The following is an 18,076-nucleotide window of genomic DNA, read 5'->3' as shown; positions in this document are numbered from 1 at the left end:
CCGTACGTACGGTTCTGTGAGAGGGATGAGGCAAAAGCCTCACCCTACTCGATGATCTTATTCTTTTTGTATTAATTAATGTTATCGCTTGACCTTGGAGTTAACTCTAAGGTTTATAGTTATTGTAATCGTTAATAATACCTAACAGTAAGAAAGGATATTCTCATGTGTACATCTCATAAAACACTCGATCTCAACACCAAGCAACACAATCACGATCATAAACATAATCCTTCAAGATCATGTTGTGCCGCACCACAAATCACAAGCATTAAAGCGGAATCGGCAGTGTCTGATTGTTGTAGCTCAGTTGATAAGTCAAGTGACAGTGATTCTTGTTGTGGTTCGGATCCTGGAGATTCAGACCCCTCAGTTGCCATTCCTGCAACAAGTACTTTTTCTCGCAGTTGGCTGATTGCTGACATGGATTGCCCAAGTTGTGCTGCTAAATTAAAAAAAGCGATTCTTGCCATTCCAGAAGTGACGGACGCTAACGTTATCTTTGCAACAGAGAAACTGACGGTAAGAACGAATAACGAAGCGGCGTTTGAGCGAGTGATTAGTGTTGCGAAAACCACGGGTTTTCCATTATCTGACGTGGGGTCAAAAAACGCATCAGAAAGTGATGCACAACCATTTTGGCGTAAAAATATTTTATTGATCATCCTTGTTGCCTTTTTAGTCATTGCGACAGGTATTAATTTAGTTAACAAAGAACTCGGGACCATTGCATTTACGGTTGCTGGTTTATTTGGCCTTATTCCAATTGGTAAAAAAGCGATTCGTTTAGCGATCAATGGCTCTCCATTTTCGATAGAAACGTTAATGACAGTTGCCGCTATTGGTGCTGTGTATTTAGGTGAAACGGTTGAAGCCGCCATGGTTATCTTATTGTTTATGTTAGGTGAACAATTAGAAGGCTATGCGTCAGCGAAAGCTCGTAGTGGCGTGAAAGCGTTAATGGACTTAGTGCCAGATACAGCGCTACGCATCAATAAAGATGGCACTAAAGAAGAGGTTTCGGCTTCCGATCTGAAAGTAGGAGACAGAGTTCAAGTTTCTCCAGGTGATCGATTAGCTGCCGATGCAATATTAGCGTCAGAGTTTGCTTCTTTTGATGAAAGCGCCTTAACGGGAGAGTCTGTTCCTGTTGATAAAAAGACGGGTGATGTATTAATGGCAGGGTCGATTGTTAATGACCGTGTGATTGAAATCGAGATAACGTCAGCTCAAGGTGAAAACGCGATTGATCGTATCTTACATTTGATTGAAGAAGCGGAATCCCGTAAAGCACCGTTAGAACGTTTTCTTGATAAATTCAGCCGTTGGTACACACCAGCAATGATGCTGTTATCACTACTCGTTATTATTATTCCACCATTGATGTTTGGTCAATCATGGGATACGTGGATTTACCGTGGTTTAGCAATGCTACTTATCGCTTGTCCGTGTGCATTAGTGATATCCACACCGGCAGCCATTACTTCTGGTTTGGCAACGGCAGCTAAAAGAGGGGCGTTAATTAAAGGTGGCGCAGCATTAGAAGAGCTAGGCCATATTAAAAATATCGCGTTTGATAAGACAGGTACCTTAACGCAAGGTAAGCCAGTTCTCACTGATATTCGAGTGCTTGTTGAGACGGAAACTGAAGGCAGTATCTTATTGCAATCAGCCGCGGTAGAGATGGGATCGTCACATCCATTAGCAAAAGCTGTGGTAATAAAAGCACAAGAACAAGGTTTGATGGTTATTGAAGCGGATGATCGTGAAACGGTTGTAGGTAAAGGGATAAAAGGGATCGTTGATGAAAAACGAATCGCACTTTATGCGCCTCAACAATTTGATGGCGAAGTTACTTCTGAAGCCGAGAGCCAAATCGCGTTTCTAGAAGAACAAGGAAAAACGGTTGTTTTAGTGTTAGTGAATGATCAAATATCTGGCTTATTAGCGTGGAGAGATGAATTACGTCCTGATGCGAAAATTGCAGTTCAGAAGTTAGTTGCACTCGGCATTACACCCATCATGTTAACGGGTGATAACGAACGCGCAGCAAAAGCGATTGCTGAAGAGTTGAATATTGACTATAAAGCGGGTTTATTGCCATCAGATAAAGTGAAATACGTTGAGCAATTAACGGCTAATGCAAAAACGGCAATGGTCGGTGATGGTATTAATGATGCACCAGCAATGAAGACCGCTTCTATTGGTATTGCGATGGGTGGAGGAACCGATGTTGCTCTTGAAACCGCAGATGCGGCATTAACCCATAACCGTTTAGAAGAACTAGCACCAATGGTTGCGCTATCAAAAGCCACATTAAGTAATATTCGTCAGAACATTACCTTAGCGCTTGGTTTAAAAGCGGTATTCTTAGTCACCAGTTTGTTTGGTATTACTGGCTTATGGGTAGCAGTTTTAGCTGATAGTGGTGCGACAGCCTTAGTTACGTTGAATGCACTGCGTCTATTGCGCTTTAAAGAAAAATAAACGTAGGATACTGTAAAAATAAAACCGCCATTTTATTTGTTTAAAATGGCGGTTTTTTTGTTCATGAATTTGCAAGAGTAAGGTAAGTCGAAACATCAACGTCATCAATTTGTTCTGGTTTTAAAAATTTGTGGGCGTACTCAAGGTAAACGTCATCTTCTAAAAATAGTTGGAATATCTCTTTATCTATATGTTGATTTTTTGCCATGAAGGCCAAGATTTTCAATGATTCAGACAGTGTTTTTGGCGTTTTATAAGGGCGATCACTGGCAGTCAGTGCTTCAAAAATATCAGCAATAGCCATCATCCTTGCGGTAACAGGGAGTTCTGATGCTGGAACCGCATAAGGGTAGCCTTTGCCAGACATTTGTTCATGATGCCCACCTGCAATTATTGGAATATTCTTTAAATGTTCAGGATAAGGGAGCGCTTCAAGCATTTTTATTGTTTGAATAATATGATCATTAATTAAAAAACGTTCCTCATCAGTGAGCGTTCCGCGTTGTGCTGATAAGTTATACATTTCACCAAAGTTAAATTTGAATTGGTGAGGTTGAAGTGAGAAACGGTTATCTGCAACGTGATGTTTATCCCAAGGGATCTGTTGGCTGTGATTATCTTGTAAAATTTTCTCTATAGAAGGGGTGACTTTTTCTGTTTCAGAAAGGCGTTTAGTCTCTTCCCATGATAATCCAAGTTGTTTATCTAACGTTCTTACAAACTGCCTATTTGAAATCTCTCCCAATTGTTTGATTTTATCTTCACTAAAGAACTCATCACCGAGGTTAGATTCAGCAATAAAAGCAAATTCACGATCTAATTGAGCGATCGTATCATGGTAATCTCTCTCTAATTCTGGCGTATTCTCTTTGTGCTCAATAATTGTTTTTAAGTAAGTAATCTCTGCGTCTCTTTTTAACACTTCAAAGCGTGTTCGTATTTCGTGTATACGGTTAGTAAACATATCCAACTTTGTGGCTTTATCTATAACATGATCTGCGGTGGTTAGTTTCCCACAATCGTGCAGCCAAGAAGCAAGGTACAACTCTTCCCACTCAGGTTCACTAAGCGAAAACTCTTTCCACTGTGTTTCATTTTTTTGAGCCGATCTTGCTAACATTAGGGTTAATTCAGGCACTCTCTGACAATGGCCTGCAGTATGAGGCGATTTTGCATCAATGGCAGAGGCAATGGATTGAGTGAAAGAAAGTAATAGGGCTTTTTGCTGCTCTAGAAGTTTATTTTTATCAATGGACACTGAGATTATTTGAACTAAACGTTCAATAAATAATAGTCGATATTTAGGGACAGTATGATTAAGAGGGACTTCAATGAGTAGGCAGCCAATAAGCTTTTTCTTATCATTATGTAAATTGAAGTAATGGACAGATGCATCGTAGTAATAAGATTGATCTTCATTCTTGATAGGGATCTTTTTCTTACCTTCGATACTGCTTAATGTATTTTCGTTATCAGTGATATAAAGATAACTGTGTCCTGTCGTAATCTTATGGATTTTTTTATCAACAATCGCGCCTAATTGAAATAAATTACCGCTTTTTGCAATGATAAAAACCATTTTTAAAATATCATCAATAGTTTGATCCATCGTTTCAAGCGTGCTGCTGAGGTTATGAATTTCTTTAACAATTGAATCTTGCTTTTTCTGTTGATTAAATTGGAAGTGATTTATTTTTTGCGCGTTTTTAAGCAGTGTAACTAATCGATTTGATATGTAAGAAGAGGATAGAAATATAATCAATATCGCGAGAAATATGTAGGCGATGACATTCAAAAACAAATCATTAGATATAGTATTAAAGTTATGATTAATAACACTTTCAGGGATGAGAGACACAAAATACAGAGAGCTACGATTTAATTTGTGGACAAAAGCTGTGTAGGTAGAGCCATCTAGAGACACGGTCTCATGCTCATCATGTAGCACGCCTTGTAGTTGTGAATAAGATAAAGGAGTTGGCACATGGTCAGAGTAAATTATCTCTTTTAACTGGTAATCATAAAGATAAAATCCGACATTTCTTTTATTTACAAGTTCGTGGTCTGTTGTTTTAAAGAAAATTGAAGTCGATATTTGTAAGATAATTTTTAGATTCGTATTTTTAGAGCGGCTTAAATAAAGATACTCATTATTGAAGGTATATGTTTTGTTTGTTTTCCACATCTCCTCCAATGATAATCGAGTTGCATATTCTGCTTCGATGGTGCCATTAATATTTTTTAAATTAATACCATTATCTTCAATGTCATAGATATATACATTAGTTAATGCGGGAGAGTGAGAGAAAGCGGAAGAGATAAATTTGATGAGCGATGGGGGAATATTATTAATATCCAATGAGCTCATATCAGAAATTTCTTCTGCTAATGCGTCTATTTGGTATATGGTGAAGTTTACATTATTACTGATAATTTGCTGGTGAAGCTCGGCAACATCAGTGATATGTTCACTTGATAGCTTTGTGACAGCGCTTTTTATATAGGTATATAAATGTGCGGAAAACAGGACAAAAATAGTCGTAAAAATAATAAATAAGTACGTTTTTAATGATATCCGTCTCATTATATCTTCCTTTAAAAATTGATTTGACCATCTAACATTTAATTTAGTGCATAAAAGCACATAAAACCAACTGTTTACTTGATAATTAAAGGATTTTGTCCAAGACTTGTCTTATATTCTTTATTATTGGGTGACTATAAATGGATTTGTTGTCTTCTTACTACTCTACTCAAAAGAAAGTGATGCTGAAGGTTTTACCATCTTCATTGCTTATTAATATTTTATCATTAGCGATTCCGTTAGTGGTATTGCAAATTTATGATCGAATTCTGCCAAATCAGAGTTATGGAACCGCCACATTACTCATTGTAGGCGCTAGTATTGCTATTGTGCTTGATGCTTTTCTGCGATTTGTCCGTTCTTGGATATTAGCAGCCGCTTCAATAAATACAGAAAAAAGCATGTATTCTTATATATTGCATCAGCTCACCGAATTACCATCAAAACAACTTTTAAGTTTAAAACCTGGCAATTTGCAAGAGGGATTAAAAGGGATATCGTCAATTAAAGAGTTTTACTCTGGTGGCTTATTAAGTGGATTGATTGATGTGCCCTTTGTTTTGATTTTTCTCTCATTGGTTGCTTATGTTGGGGGAGGGCTTGTTTTTATTCCTATTATTGTTTGGGTTGCCGCGGCTCTATTTGTTTGGCTATTTTCAAATAAATCATATCAACATGCAAAAACAGCTGCAGGAAATGAGATTGTCCGTATGAACTTTTTAGTCGTGGTATTTTCCATGCTGGAAGGGGTTAAAAAACAAGCGGCAGAGTCAAGAACATTTCAATATTTTAAACAATTAAACCAAAATCGATGGTTGTCCGTCGCTGAATCTGAACGAAATACCGCTATTGCTCAAGAGTGCATTCAAATTGCCGCGTTAGGTACATCGGTTGTTATGGTTATTATTGGTAGTTTATCCGTATTATCAGGTGAATTAACGACTGGAGGGTTGGCTGCATGCTCTATTTTATCAGGCCGAGCGGTTGCTCCTATGAGCGCTCTAGTCGGGTTACGATTGAAATACAGTTCATTTCAAGTAGCAAACAACTCAGTAAAAGATTTATTTAAGAATATTGCATCACAAGAAGCGCGAAGAACAGAAAAGTTGCCTCATTTTGAGTCATTAACGACAGATAAGTACCACATTGAACGTTTTGGTTCGTGCTATCAATTGGATTTTTGTGCAAATCAAGGAGAAATAATTGCCCTAAAAGGTGGGGATACCGATTTACTTAGTCAGGTGGTGATTAATTTATCAGGGTTAGATGCGAAAGCTGATGGTCAATTGCTTTGGAATAGTACCATTTCAGTAGGAGACTATTATGATTTTCGTAATCAAACGGCACTTGTTACCAGCCGACCAATTCTTGTTTCGGGTTCTTTATTAGATAACCTAACTGGATTTAACGTTGATAGAGTGGAAGATGTTCAACCATTAATAGAAGCTCTTGGTTTAAATAATGTGATAGCGGATCTTCCTAATGGTTTAGAGACAAAGGTCGGTTCTCAATTGGGTGATCAACTTAGTCAAGGAGCTATCAAACTGGTTTCATTAGTGTGTCAGTTGGCAAAACCAGTGCCGTTATTATTTTTAGATAAACCAGAAATTGCCTTAGATATTGAATCTGTAACAAGATTAGCAACCGTCCTGTCATTATTATCAAAAAATGGCAAAACCATTATTTTAAACACAGATCATCCGAGTTTTACGAAATTAGCTCAAAAACGAGCGGAGCTTATGCCATTACAAGGAGAACGTTAATGGATAAGAGTTATCAATCTCAAATCGCTAAGTTATTGATGGCGATAGACGTAAATACGAATGTTCATGCTTTCAGTCGAGAGTGGATGTCTTCAAATAAACTTGAAAATATAGATGATATCTTTATCTTATTGGATCGTTTAGGTATTGCTTATACGGTACATCCTTACTCAAAAAAGTTAGCGTCTACCTTTCATTTAGCAGCACTATATATTAATAATGACGATATTAAAGTCTGTCGATTTTTATTAAATGAGTTTCAAACTTATAAACAAGGTGAGTTTGAGAATGAGGCGTTGTGTGGTAATCCGCTTACATCTATTGTCGTTCTTATACATGACCAGCCTAAAGAAAAAAATGTTCCTGATTGGGTAGGAGAGCGGATTAGTAAATTTAAACCACTGGTGCCTATGCTCCTGCTAGTTAGCTTTTTTGCTAATGTATTTACCTTGGTTATTCCTTTTATTACGATGTCAATTTACGATCATGTTATTGGTGGGGATGCTGGACATGAGTTGTTCGGGATTGCTATTGGTGCGGCTTTATTATTTTTAATGATGCTCTTGTTGAAAGTGATCCGTAGTCAATTGTTAACAACCATTTCTAATCGGATCAGTCGAGAAATTTCTGAAATGGTATTGTATCGAATTTTTAGGTCTTCGCTATTAGTGAATAGAGCAGTACCATCCTCTGTATTAATGTCTCGATTAACTACAGCAGAAAGCTTTAAAGGTTTACTTCTCGGCCCACTTGGTGGGGCATTATTTGATCTTCCTTTCGTTTTACTTTTTATTATTGCAATCGGCTTTTTAGGTGGTTGGTTAGTTATAGTCCCGATTATTTCTTTGCTTTGTTATTATGGATTAGCTCACCACAGTCAAAAAAAACTGGCAAGCTCTTCTCATCAAACTACCACTTCTGGCACAACACGCTACTCATTATTATTTGAATTAAATAGCAAATTAGCATTTATTCGTAGCGCTAATATGAGTAAGTTTTGGATGCAGCGTTTTGAAAAAACGAATACATTAGCGGCTAAAAATGGTTTTTTTCATAATTCACATCAGACTAAATACACTTCGATTTATTATGCATTAGGGTTACTCAGTACATTGGCAGTAGTGGCACTCGGTATTGATCTTATTTTTAATCAAGTAATGACTGCTGGGGGATTAATTGCAACTATGATGCTCATTTCAAGGGTCACTGGGCCTGCGCAAATGCTTGCAAATAGCAGTGCTCGTTTTACTCAAATTAAACAAGCAAAATTACAAATCAATCAATCAATGAATCAAAAAGTAGAAGGTGACTTTTCATTTCAACATCATACATTACCGTTAGATAATCCAACGATTGAGTTAGAACAAATTACTTTGCGTTTTCCTCAGCAAATGAAGCCTGCACTTTCAGGGCTCTCTCTGAAAATAGAACCAGGCCAAGTTGTTGCTATTACAGGGCCAATGGCAAGTGGAAAAACGGTATTACTCGAATTATTGGCAGGTTTAAATCAACCTCAGAATGGGGTTATTAAGGTTAACAACTATAATTTGTCACAGTATGACCCTCAAATATATCGACAATGGTTAGGGTATTATTCAGCAAAGCCTGAATTATTATTGCTAACTATTCGTGAATTTGTAAGTGATAACAAAAGTATTGATGATGTTCTTATTATTAATGCGATTAAGCAAGTAGGCGGTGAAGCATGGTTTACCACATTACCTAGTGGTTTAGATACTCAGTTAAATGAATCTGTTGTAGCAAGTATTTCTCATTCTCTATCGGGCTATGAAGCAAAGGTACTATCACAAGCAAAGTTATATCTACATGAATATCCATTGTATTTGTTAGATAACCCAGTGATGGATATCGCATCTAGAGAACCTTTTCAACAATGGTTATCTCAACGTCGTGGGCAGTCGACTATTGTCTTTTCATCTCACGATCCTGAATTAATACAGCTAGCGGATCAAATCATTGTGCTTGACGGTGGGGCGCTTGTATATGCAGGGCCATTACCAGAAAAATCAAACTTAGAGAGTTCATCGGAGACATCTTTATGAATAAACAAAATGTAGATATTGTTGAATCAAAAGTGACGGCTCGTTTATTGTCATTGAGTACCTATTTTATTGCAGTATGTTTGATTTTATTTATTGGGTGGTCTGTATTTACTAATGTCGATGAAATTGCGAAAGCAAAGGGCGCGGTTATTCCTGAAGGAGAGCGCCAAATCATTCAAAGTGAAACGGGGGGACGGCTTAAATCGATTTTAGTTTCTGAAGGTGAGTTGGTTGAAAAGGGGCAAATATTAGTTGAGTTTGATTCTAAATTTCAGAATACCGCATTAGATGAATTGAATGCACAAAGAGCGGCGCTAGAATTAACGATTGAACGCTTAAATTCATTGGTAGAAATTCGTGATCCTGATTTCTCACAATATGCTGATTTTTACCCTCGACAGGTTTCACAGCAGTTAAAACAACTAGCCGCAGAGAAGGAATTATTTTTTCAAAAGAGAAGTGCTGTGATTAAGGAGCAAGCTCAGGTCGCCGCGGAATTAGAAGGATTACAAACAGAGTTACCTGTTTATCAACGTCAATTAAATGCGATTAAACAAGAATTAGACATATTGATTAAAGGGCAAAAAGCAGGGAACATATCTAAATTAAGAGTTTTAGAAATGAAGCAAAAATTGGCTTCGATCGAAAAAGAGATCCAGCAAGCCAAGAGTCAAGAGAATGTATTGAAACGTAAGGCGGAAACCGTTGGCGCTCAGTTAAAACAGTTAGGGGCAGAGGCCAGAGTTCAGGCTAATATTGAGCGTTCTAAAGCAGAAGCGGATTTAAGTGGATTAAGAGCTCGTATTCGATCTGGTAAAGAAAAAGTATTAGATACCGTAGTTAAATCGCCAGTAAAAGGGTTGGTTCAAAGTATCCCATCAACTCAAAATGGGGGCGTTATTACTCCTGGAGGTACGATTGCTGAAATCGTGCCAGTAGAGGGTAAAGCCAGTTTCAAAGCTCGTTTATCTCCTCGTGATATTGGTTTTGTTTCTATTGGGCAACCCGCACGTATTAAAGTGGATGCGTTTGATTACAGTCGTTTTGGGGCGTTAAAGGGAGAGGTTGAAAAAATATCTCCAACGACGAGTAAAAATGAAAGAGGAGATATTTATTACGAAGTTACGGTCTCTATTGAAAAGTCATATTTTCGCGATAACCCTGACGCTTTTTCTTTAATACCAGGGATGACTGGCGAGGTTGATATAACAACGGGTGAAAAAAGTGTCTTCCAGTATTTATGGAAACCAATTTACACCAATGTTAGTCGGGCATTTGGTGAGCGTTAATCATCAAGCTGAATAGGTAGGTGTAATACTAACCAAAAATAAAAAGGAACGCTAAATCGCGTTCCTTTTTAGATCCAGTTTCGTTATTTTTAGGTATTAGGGTCAATATCAGGCAAACCATCAATGTCATTGTGATGATGGTGGTTTTCATCTTCATGTTTATTCTGGCTATGATCTTGATTGTGATGTTCCATTGCATCAGATAAATCGATGTGTGATGAGTGATCCTCTGTTATATCAGTATTGTCATGCGCTAATACAATATCTAGGTCTGTAGGCGCATGGTGATCGTTATGTTCTGTAAGCTTTGGTGGTGGTGTGATACCTAAAGCATCTAAATAGGCTGAGGCACCAGACGAGTGTTCATCTAAATCAACCGAGAATGATAATTCACTTATAGGGTTATTACTAAAATCGGGTTCATCATGCTGCACGGCAGGTGATGGAGCGGGATGAGTCGGTAATATGGGTGATATATCCATTCCTGTTAAGGTTGTTTGATCAATATGATGACCACTATTGCCGTTTACGGATTGGGAGTGTAAGTGTAGATGGACTTCAACGTGAGAGTTTTGAGAGCCTCCTAGTGTCAATACAAATGTGTCCGTTTCGTCGGTACCTACGGAGTTTCCTCTTGAGTGGGTCTTTATTACACCAGAAGAGGGGGCGTAATCATAATGAAGCTCTCCGGTTGCAGGATTAATATGCAATGTTCCGAATTGTCCGTGCAAAGTATTAACAGAATGACCATGACTATCTGAGATCCCCCAACCAGTGAGCAAGCTTGGTGTGCCTTGATGAGTCATGGGGGGTATACCAAGGGTTGCATGGAGATCTTGATGTCCGGCACCTCCTGATATTTTGGGTGGGTTAAGTAATGTTGCGTGAGGTATCGCATCGGTATGACCATTGATGGTCATCGTAATCTCTTGTGGTACCTTTAGGCCGTGCCCGTCATCCACAAGCAATGTAAACTTGTCTTGCAGCGTGTCGTTATCGTTAAGCGCATTTACGGCAGGGTTGTTGTTATCTAGGTGATAAACCCAAGTGCCACTATGCGAATCAAAAACAACATGGCCATAGGCGGCGCTGTGTGCTGGATCTAGAGCTACGGTGGTGATATCACCATCGACATCATTGATGATTAGTTGACCCGCGGGGTTAAGACCTGAATCTTCATCGACCGAATGTTGGCCGACAACATGACCTGCTTGTGGCTTCTCTGATACAGTCGGTAGGTCATTGGTTCCGGTAATGGTAACTACGATATCATGGTGCGTGCCATCTGCAGATTGAACCGTGATGGTTTCAGTATCCGTTTGTCCTTGGCCTAGTTGTTGAACGATTGAGTGATTATTGTATAAGTTATAAGTCCAGTGCCCATTTGAATCGATATGAGCATGCCCATAGCCTTTGCTTCCTGCTATACCAGATCCACCTTGTACCGAGATAAACCCTACTGTTCCATCAGGGTCACTCACCGTCAACGTACCTGATGCTTGAAGCGTCGTGTCTTCTTGGGCAACCCCTGTGGAGTCTCCACCGAATGTTGCTGGGTCAGCGACACTCGCTATATTAATGAGTATTGACCCTTCTTTTGAATCAACATGACCATCGTTTGCTGTAAATTTCACCGCGCCTAGCCCGCTAAGTCCGGAACTAGAGTAATTGTGAGTCGGGGTGAAAATGAGTGATGATAAGTCGGATGCGCTGATGTCATCCCCAACATTCACCTTCGTACCATTCAGCGATAACACGCCATGGGCGACATTGCTAATCGTGATATGGTTTAACGCATCGCCATCAATATCAGAATATGTAAAGTCTGCAGTGGTGAACGCATGAGGTTTATCTTCTAAAGAACTAATAAAACCAGATCCAACAGTTGGAGCATGCTGTGCTGGCGGCGTGACTTCAATAGTAAGTTTATTTTGAGAAGAATCTCCTATTGGGTTACCACCATCATCGCCGACACGATAAACCATACTTGGCACTTTACCTATAAAACCAGCTTCTGGTGTGAAGGTATAATGACCATTCGCTTCGATCGCGAGTGTACCGATCCCGGTCATAGTATGTGGTTGCCCGGGCGTTACCGTGACATAACCCGACACGGGGTCTTTTATTTGAATATCTTGCAATACGAGATGCGTGTTGGAATCTGTGTCCGTTGCTGCACCACTCAATCCTTCATGAGTCCCTAATCCAGAAATTAGGTTCCCTTCGATTGGACCACTATGTTGAACACCAGAATCACTGAGGCTGTGTAGAACAGGATCATCGGTGGTCCCATTAATCGTGACGGTAATTGAATGCTTGGTACCGTCTTTTGATGTGACTTCAATGCTATCTGTGAGTGTTTGTCCATTGTCTAAGTCTTGAATGCGCGTATTATCATTGTCTGCAGTGTAAGCCCAAGAACCACTGGCTGAGAGAATGAAATGACCATAGGCTCCATCCTGTGAGATATGTTGCTGACCTTTGAGATCCAATGCTGCTTCGCTTTGGCCATCAACATCAGAAATAACTAGATGTCCATGGCAAACGAGGGCATTTGGAATGGTTGATGAGCCAGTCATATGTATGTTGTGTTGAAGGTTTGTGTCCTCATTGATACTGCCAGTGTCGACTTCGGAAATGATTGCGGTGTCGGCGATAGGATCAATATGAAGTGTATTGGAAGCTTCTACAGAATCAGCATGACCATCGTTCACTGTATATTTGAACTGAACGTCTCCGTTAAAATCTATCGCAGGCACGAACTGAAGCTTGCTGATGTCGGCGATGACAATATTTTGGCCTGCTGTAATATCATGCCCATCGAGCACAAACTTACCTTGTGTTGTTGGTGGTAGGTCTGTGATTGCTATGGAATGTAGTGTATCGCCAGTATCGATATCATGGAACCCAAACTGACTAGCTTGCATTTGGTAATGCATGTCTTCAGTACCATTACTGAGCGCAACTTGGGTAACGGTTGGTGCATCGTTGCTACCCGTTACTTTAATGATAATATCTTGTGCTGTGCCGTCGGTAGTATAAACACGATGAGTAACCAATACTTCCTGATTAACCCCTAAGTGCTGAAGCTTGGCATTATCGACGTCATAGGTCCAAGTACCTGAAGCTCTTATATGCAAAGATCCGCCAAAGGGATCATTCACGCTGGTGGAACGAGTATATTGGAAACCTTGTTCGCCTGCATCAGGATCGGTAATAAGCAGATGGCCGGTTACTTCAATATGATTTTGAGAATAAATGTTATGATCTTCGAAAACATCGCCAGTAACGTCTCCACTTACTATTGCCGCATCTTGAGCTGCTGAAAGTGTGGTACTTGCTCCAGTGTGTGCCAAACCACCATGCCCATCTATCACATCATAATTGAAGTGTACTTGACCATTATAGTCTTTTGCAGGGGTAAAACTAAAGGTACCATCGTGGTTATCAACAATATTACCGTGATCTGCGCTTAGATTAGCAACACTGAGTAGGCCTAAATCGTTAGCATCTATATCGCTGGCATTAGCTAGAAGTTGAGCTGATGTAAGAATAATATCCGTGTCTTCGGTGCCCGAGCTTAATTGGACTTCTGAGCTGCAATAAGGTGCGTCATTTGTTCCATGAATCGTCACTGTAACAATATGGCTAGTACCATCTATCGATGTGACTGTTACTGTGTCAGTTGTACTTTCGCCTTCACCTAGGTTTTGTATAACACTTTTTCTTGTATCAATTCTATAAAACCAAGTTCCATCTGAGCCTATACTAAGATATCCGCCTAACGAACTAATAATAGGATGAAGTTCAGGGTGGCCTGCATCATTAATAAAACCATAGTTCTTAACATGAAAATGATTTTCCCCTGCATCAGGATCGCTAATATGGATTTGACCATGCGTTTCTATCATATTTGCATTGCCTGCTACTACAGGGCCTACATTAACATCTTCTTTTACATCTCCACTGTCTTGTCCGGTAATGACTGCGTTATCTTGAACTGCGCTTAATGTGGTCGTTGCGCCAGTATGCGTAACACCGCCATGTGCATCTTTTACGTCATAGCTGAAATGTACTTGGCCGTTATAATCTTTCTCAGGGCTGAAGCTAAAGGTGCCGTCTTTATTGTCAATAATGACGCCGTGATCAGCGACTAAATTTGCAATACTTAATTGGCCAATATCATTGTGGTCAACATCAGTTGCGTTGGCGAGTAACTCAACAGTGCTCAGTTGCATGCTAGTGTCTTCAATGCCCGAAGCTATGCGTATTTCGGCGGAAACAACTGGCGCATCATTGGTGCCATATATCGTTACGGTAATATCTTGATGTGCGCTACCGTCGATAGACTCAACAGAAAATGTTTTTTGGTAAGATTCGCCTTGGCCCAAATGCTGAACTTTTGCGTTGTCGATAGTGTAAGCCCAGTTACCGCGAGGGTTGATGTAAAAATTCCCTCCTTCAGGTGTTGCTATATTTTGTGCAATAAAACCTGCTTGATCATGGTCGGGATCGATCACATGTAAATTTCCGCCACTCCATATTTGATTAGGAGTGCTTACTGAAGTGCGATCTTCAAAGGCATGTTCAGTGAAACTTGATCCGGGGGCAACTTCAATTCTTGCTTGATTATCTTCTCCAATCACTTTCACCATGATTGTCAGTGATTGCCCGTCGCTGGTTTTTATTTCGTAAGGAATCTGCATCGATTCGCCAGTTTGTAAACTAGCAATATGGTCATTTGCATAGCGATTGTTGGCGGACTGTAAGATAAATTGATAAGACCCATCAGGGTGAACAGTGAGATCACCAGGTGGGAACCCGTTACCTAAATATGTTCCGCTGTATTCAAAGTGTGTATTGTCGCCGCTATCAGGGTCGATAAGCTGAAGTGTTCCTCTGAACATATGGTGCTGACTATCAATCGCTTGTGTTTCAGTCATCTGAATGACGTTTGAAGCGAGGGTGGCTTTATCGTCCGTACCGACCATGGTGATGGTTGCTATAGCTGCAGTTTGCCCACCATGGTTATCATCCACCATGTAATGCACAACGATATCAGAATTTTGACCTGCACTTAGGTGTTGGAAAGTAGGGTTGTGGCTATCTATAACGAGGGTATGGCCATCATTTGCAAAACTAACCCCTTTTGGTAATGGACCTGTTTTTCCCTCAAAAGTGATTTGGACTTGGCTAATCGATAGCGAGTTACCATCTACATCGGTAGCACCACTTAATAAATTAACCGCATGATGTGTATCTGTATCTTCTGTAATGCTATCAATAACTGGTTGTGTATCTGGGTTGTCATTCACAGCTGCCAGTGTGGTAGTTGCACCTGTATGTGTCACACCACCATGTGCATCTTTAACATCATAACTAAAATGAACAACACCGTTATAGTCTTTCTCTGGTGTGAAAGTGAATGTACCGTCTTTGTTATTTAAGAGTGATCCATGATCGGAAACTAAGTTTTCAATAGTAAGTTTACCAGCATCATTGGCATCTACATCAACAGTATTAGTAAGTAAATCGGCAGTGGTTAATGTTTGCGCGGTATCTTCTGTACCTGTGGCAAGTGTGACTTCAGAACTGATATAAGGTCTATCATTATCGCCGTGAATGGTAATTACTATGTCGTGGCTTGTGCCACCTTTAGAATAAACGGTAATGGTGTCGGTGAGGGTTTGACTCTCACCCAGTTCATCAATGGTAGTGCCGATGGTTGTTTTACGATTACCAACCCAATCAATGCTGCCAACGGTCACGTCGTAATGCCAAGTACCATCGCTGTTTAACAATAAGTGCCCGTATTGTCCATGATAGGAGTTATTCCAAGCGCCGCCTTTAGCGTCAAATTGAGATTCCCCCGTATCTGGGTCAACAATATCTAACTTACCATCAACCGTTAATGCAGATTGTCCTAGTTTCGCCATGCCAGGTTGTGCGTAATCTGGTGACATATCACCGAAACTACCATGTCCTTCATCGACATCGCCCGTTGTAGTTCCAGTGATTACTGCTACGTCCCCAACGGCATCAAAATGAAGAGTATTTGTAGCCTCTGTAGAGTCGGTATGCCCATCGTTAACAGTATATTTAAACTGAACATCACCATTAAAATCTTGCGCAGGGACGAACTGAAGCTTACTGATGTCAGCTGTAGGGATGTGTTGCCCCGCAGTAATATCGTGGCCATCGAGTACAAACTTACCTTGTGTTGCTGGTGGTAGATCTGTGATTGCAATGGAATGTAGCGTATCGCCGCTATCAACATCCGTAAACCCAAACTGACTCGCTTGCATTTGATAATGCGTGTCTTCAGTGCCGTTACTGAGTGCTACTTGGGTAACGGTTGGCGCATCATTGGTGCCTACAACGTCTATGTGCAACTCGTATGCCGTTCCATCATAACTATGAACACGGTAGATAACGGTTTCAGTTTGCCCTTGAGCAAGGTGTTGCAAATTGGCATTATTAACGCTGTACCCCCAATTGCCCATGCTATCAATACGTAACATGCCACCAAACGGATCGTGAACTGCTGATTCACCAAACTGGCTGTACTGGAATTTATTCTCCCCGCTATCTGGATCCACAACTTGTAGTCTTCCATTCGCGAGCTCAGTTGTAACCCCCGCATTGTATCTGCTGTGTGAACCATCTTCAGTGACGTGGTCAGTCGATACTTCACTAATGATGGCTGAATCAGATGTTGCAGCAAGCGTTGTCGACGCCGTTGCTTGTGCTGAGCCACCATGAGCGTCTTTTACGTTATAAGTGAAGTGAACTTGGCCGTTATAATCTTTGTCTGGATGGAAAGTAAATGAGCCATCGGGGTTATTCGTTACTGTACCGTGATCAGCGGTTACAGCATCTACGTGCAAAGTGCCTGCATCATTTTTATCAATATCGTTCGTACCAGCAAGGAGCTGAGCTTGAGTGATATGTAGTGTTTGATCTTCGGTACCCGCAGGCAATACGCGACTACCAGTAACGGTAGGCGCATCATTGGTACCCGTTATGGTGACTTGTAGCTCTTGCATGGTTCCATCAACAGTGTGCACTGTGACTTTATCGATATAGGACTGCCCCTGACCTAGAGACTGTACTTGAGTTATATTATTATCAAGTTGGTAGTGCCAATCACCGTCCGGAGTTACGATGACCTCCGCACCAAGTGCGGAGGTATAACCAATACCCGTATAATTGTGTGCATGTATTACAGGATCAAACTTAGCCTCTCCAGAATCGCTATCGGAGATATGCATTTTCCCACCTGTTAACAACCATTGCATACCATTGATACGATCTTCTGTTACCGCACCTGTGGTTGTCCCCGTAATGGCAGCTGCATCGTTTTGACCGTTTATAACTATTGAAATTTGGTGGGGTGTACCATCGGCTGACTGAACATTAATAATATCTTTTACTTGCTGACCTTGCCCAAGTGCTTGAACGGTTGGGTTAGTATTGTCTAAATCGTATGTCCAATTACCATTATCAGTTAAGTGCAACGTACCTAACGTCCCAATAATGTTGGTATTGGAGAAGTGTGCTTCGCCAGTGTCGACATCAGTCACACTCAGTATTCCTGAAGTCTGAAGTTGAGATTCTTCCGTCACCGCACCAGTATTTGAGCCACCAATCACCGCTTTGTCATTAGTGCCATTAACCGTAATCGTTACTTGATGTGGTGTGCCATCGGTAGAATGAACGGTGATAGTATCAGTAGCTGTCGAGCCTTTGCTTAATGCTTGAACGGTTGGGTTAGTATTGTCTAGATCGTAAGTCCAACTACCATTATCAGTTAAGTGCAGCGTACCTAATGTCCCAATAATATTGCTATTGGAGAAGTGTGCTTCGCCAGTATCGACATCAGTCACACTC

Annotated in this window: 6 protein-coding genes; 4 read left to right on the top strand and 2 right to left on the bottom strand. The window is 40.4% G+C overall.

Annotation, left to right across the window (positions count from 1 at the left end):
• Positions 1-165: 165 nt before the first annotated feature.
• Positions 166-2,487, top strand: coding sequence for a zinc/cadmium/mercury/lead-transporting ATPase (locus tag Q1K78_RS15050; protein WP_300180609.1), 2,322 nt, complete (start codon positions 166-168; stop codon positions 2,485-2,487).
• A gap of 61 nt (positions 2,488-2,548) precedes the next feature.
• Here Q1K78_RS15050 and Q1K78_RS15045 read toward each other — a convergent pair whose 3' ends face one another.
• On the bottom strand, positions 2,549-5,071 hold the full coding sequence (locus Q1K78_RS15045; RefSeq protein ID WP_300180606.1) for an HD domain-containing phosphohydrolase: 2,523 nt from the start codon (positions 5,069-5,071) through the stop codon (positions 2,549-2,551).
• Between the two features lie 140 nt (positions 5,072-5,211).
• Here Q1K78_RS15045 and Q1K78_RS15040 point away from each other — a divergent pair, with 140 nt between their 5' ends.
• Genes Q1K78_RS15040 through Q1K78_RS15030 form a run of 3 tightly spaced genes read left to right on the top strand, consistent with a single transcriptional unit; the run spans position 5,212 to position 10,186 of the window.
• Complete coding sequence (locus Q1K78_RS15040; protein ID WP_300180603.1) at positions 5,212-6,834, top strand: ABC transporter transmembrane domain-containing protein; 1,623 nt, start codon at positions 5,212-5,214, stop codon at positions 6,832-6,834.
• Positions 6,834-8,897, top strand: a complete 2,064-nt coding sequence (locus tag Q1K78_RS15035) for an ABC transporter transmembrane domain-containing protein (protein WP_300180601.1) — start codon at positions 6,834-6,836, stop codon at positions 8,895-8,897. Before Q1K78_RS15040 ends, Q1K78_RS15035 begins: the two co-directional genes overlap by 1 nt.
• A complete protein-coding gene (locus Q1K78_RS15030) occupies positions 8,894-10,186 on the top strand; it encodes an HlyD family type I secretion periplasmic adaptor subunit (RefSeq protein WP_300180598.1) in 1,293 nt (430 codons plus the stop codon). The genes Q1K78_RS15035 and Q1K78_RS15030 overlap by 4 nt, the downstream gene beginning before the upstream one ends.
• A gap of 89 nt (positions 10,187-10,275) precedes the next feature.
• On the opposite strand, the gene Q1K78_RS15025 is transcribed toward Q1K78_RS15030, so the two are convergent.
• A partial coding sequence (locus Q1K78_RS15025; RefSeq protein ID WP_300180595.1) for a VCBS domain-containing protein occupies positions 10,276-18,076 on the bottom strand: 7,801 nt, incomplete at its 5' end.

Source organism: uncultured Aliivibrio sp. (assembly GCF_946479765.1).
Classification (GTDB): domain Bacteria; phylum Pseudomonadota; class Gammaproteobacteria; order Enterobacterales; family Vibrionaceae; genus Aliivibrio.
This window is presented reverse-complemented; position numbering and strand designations above follow the sequence as displayed.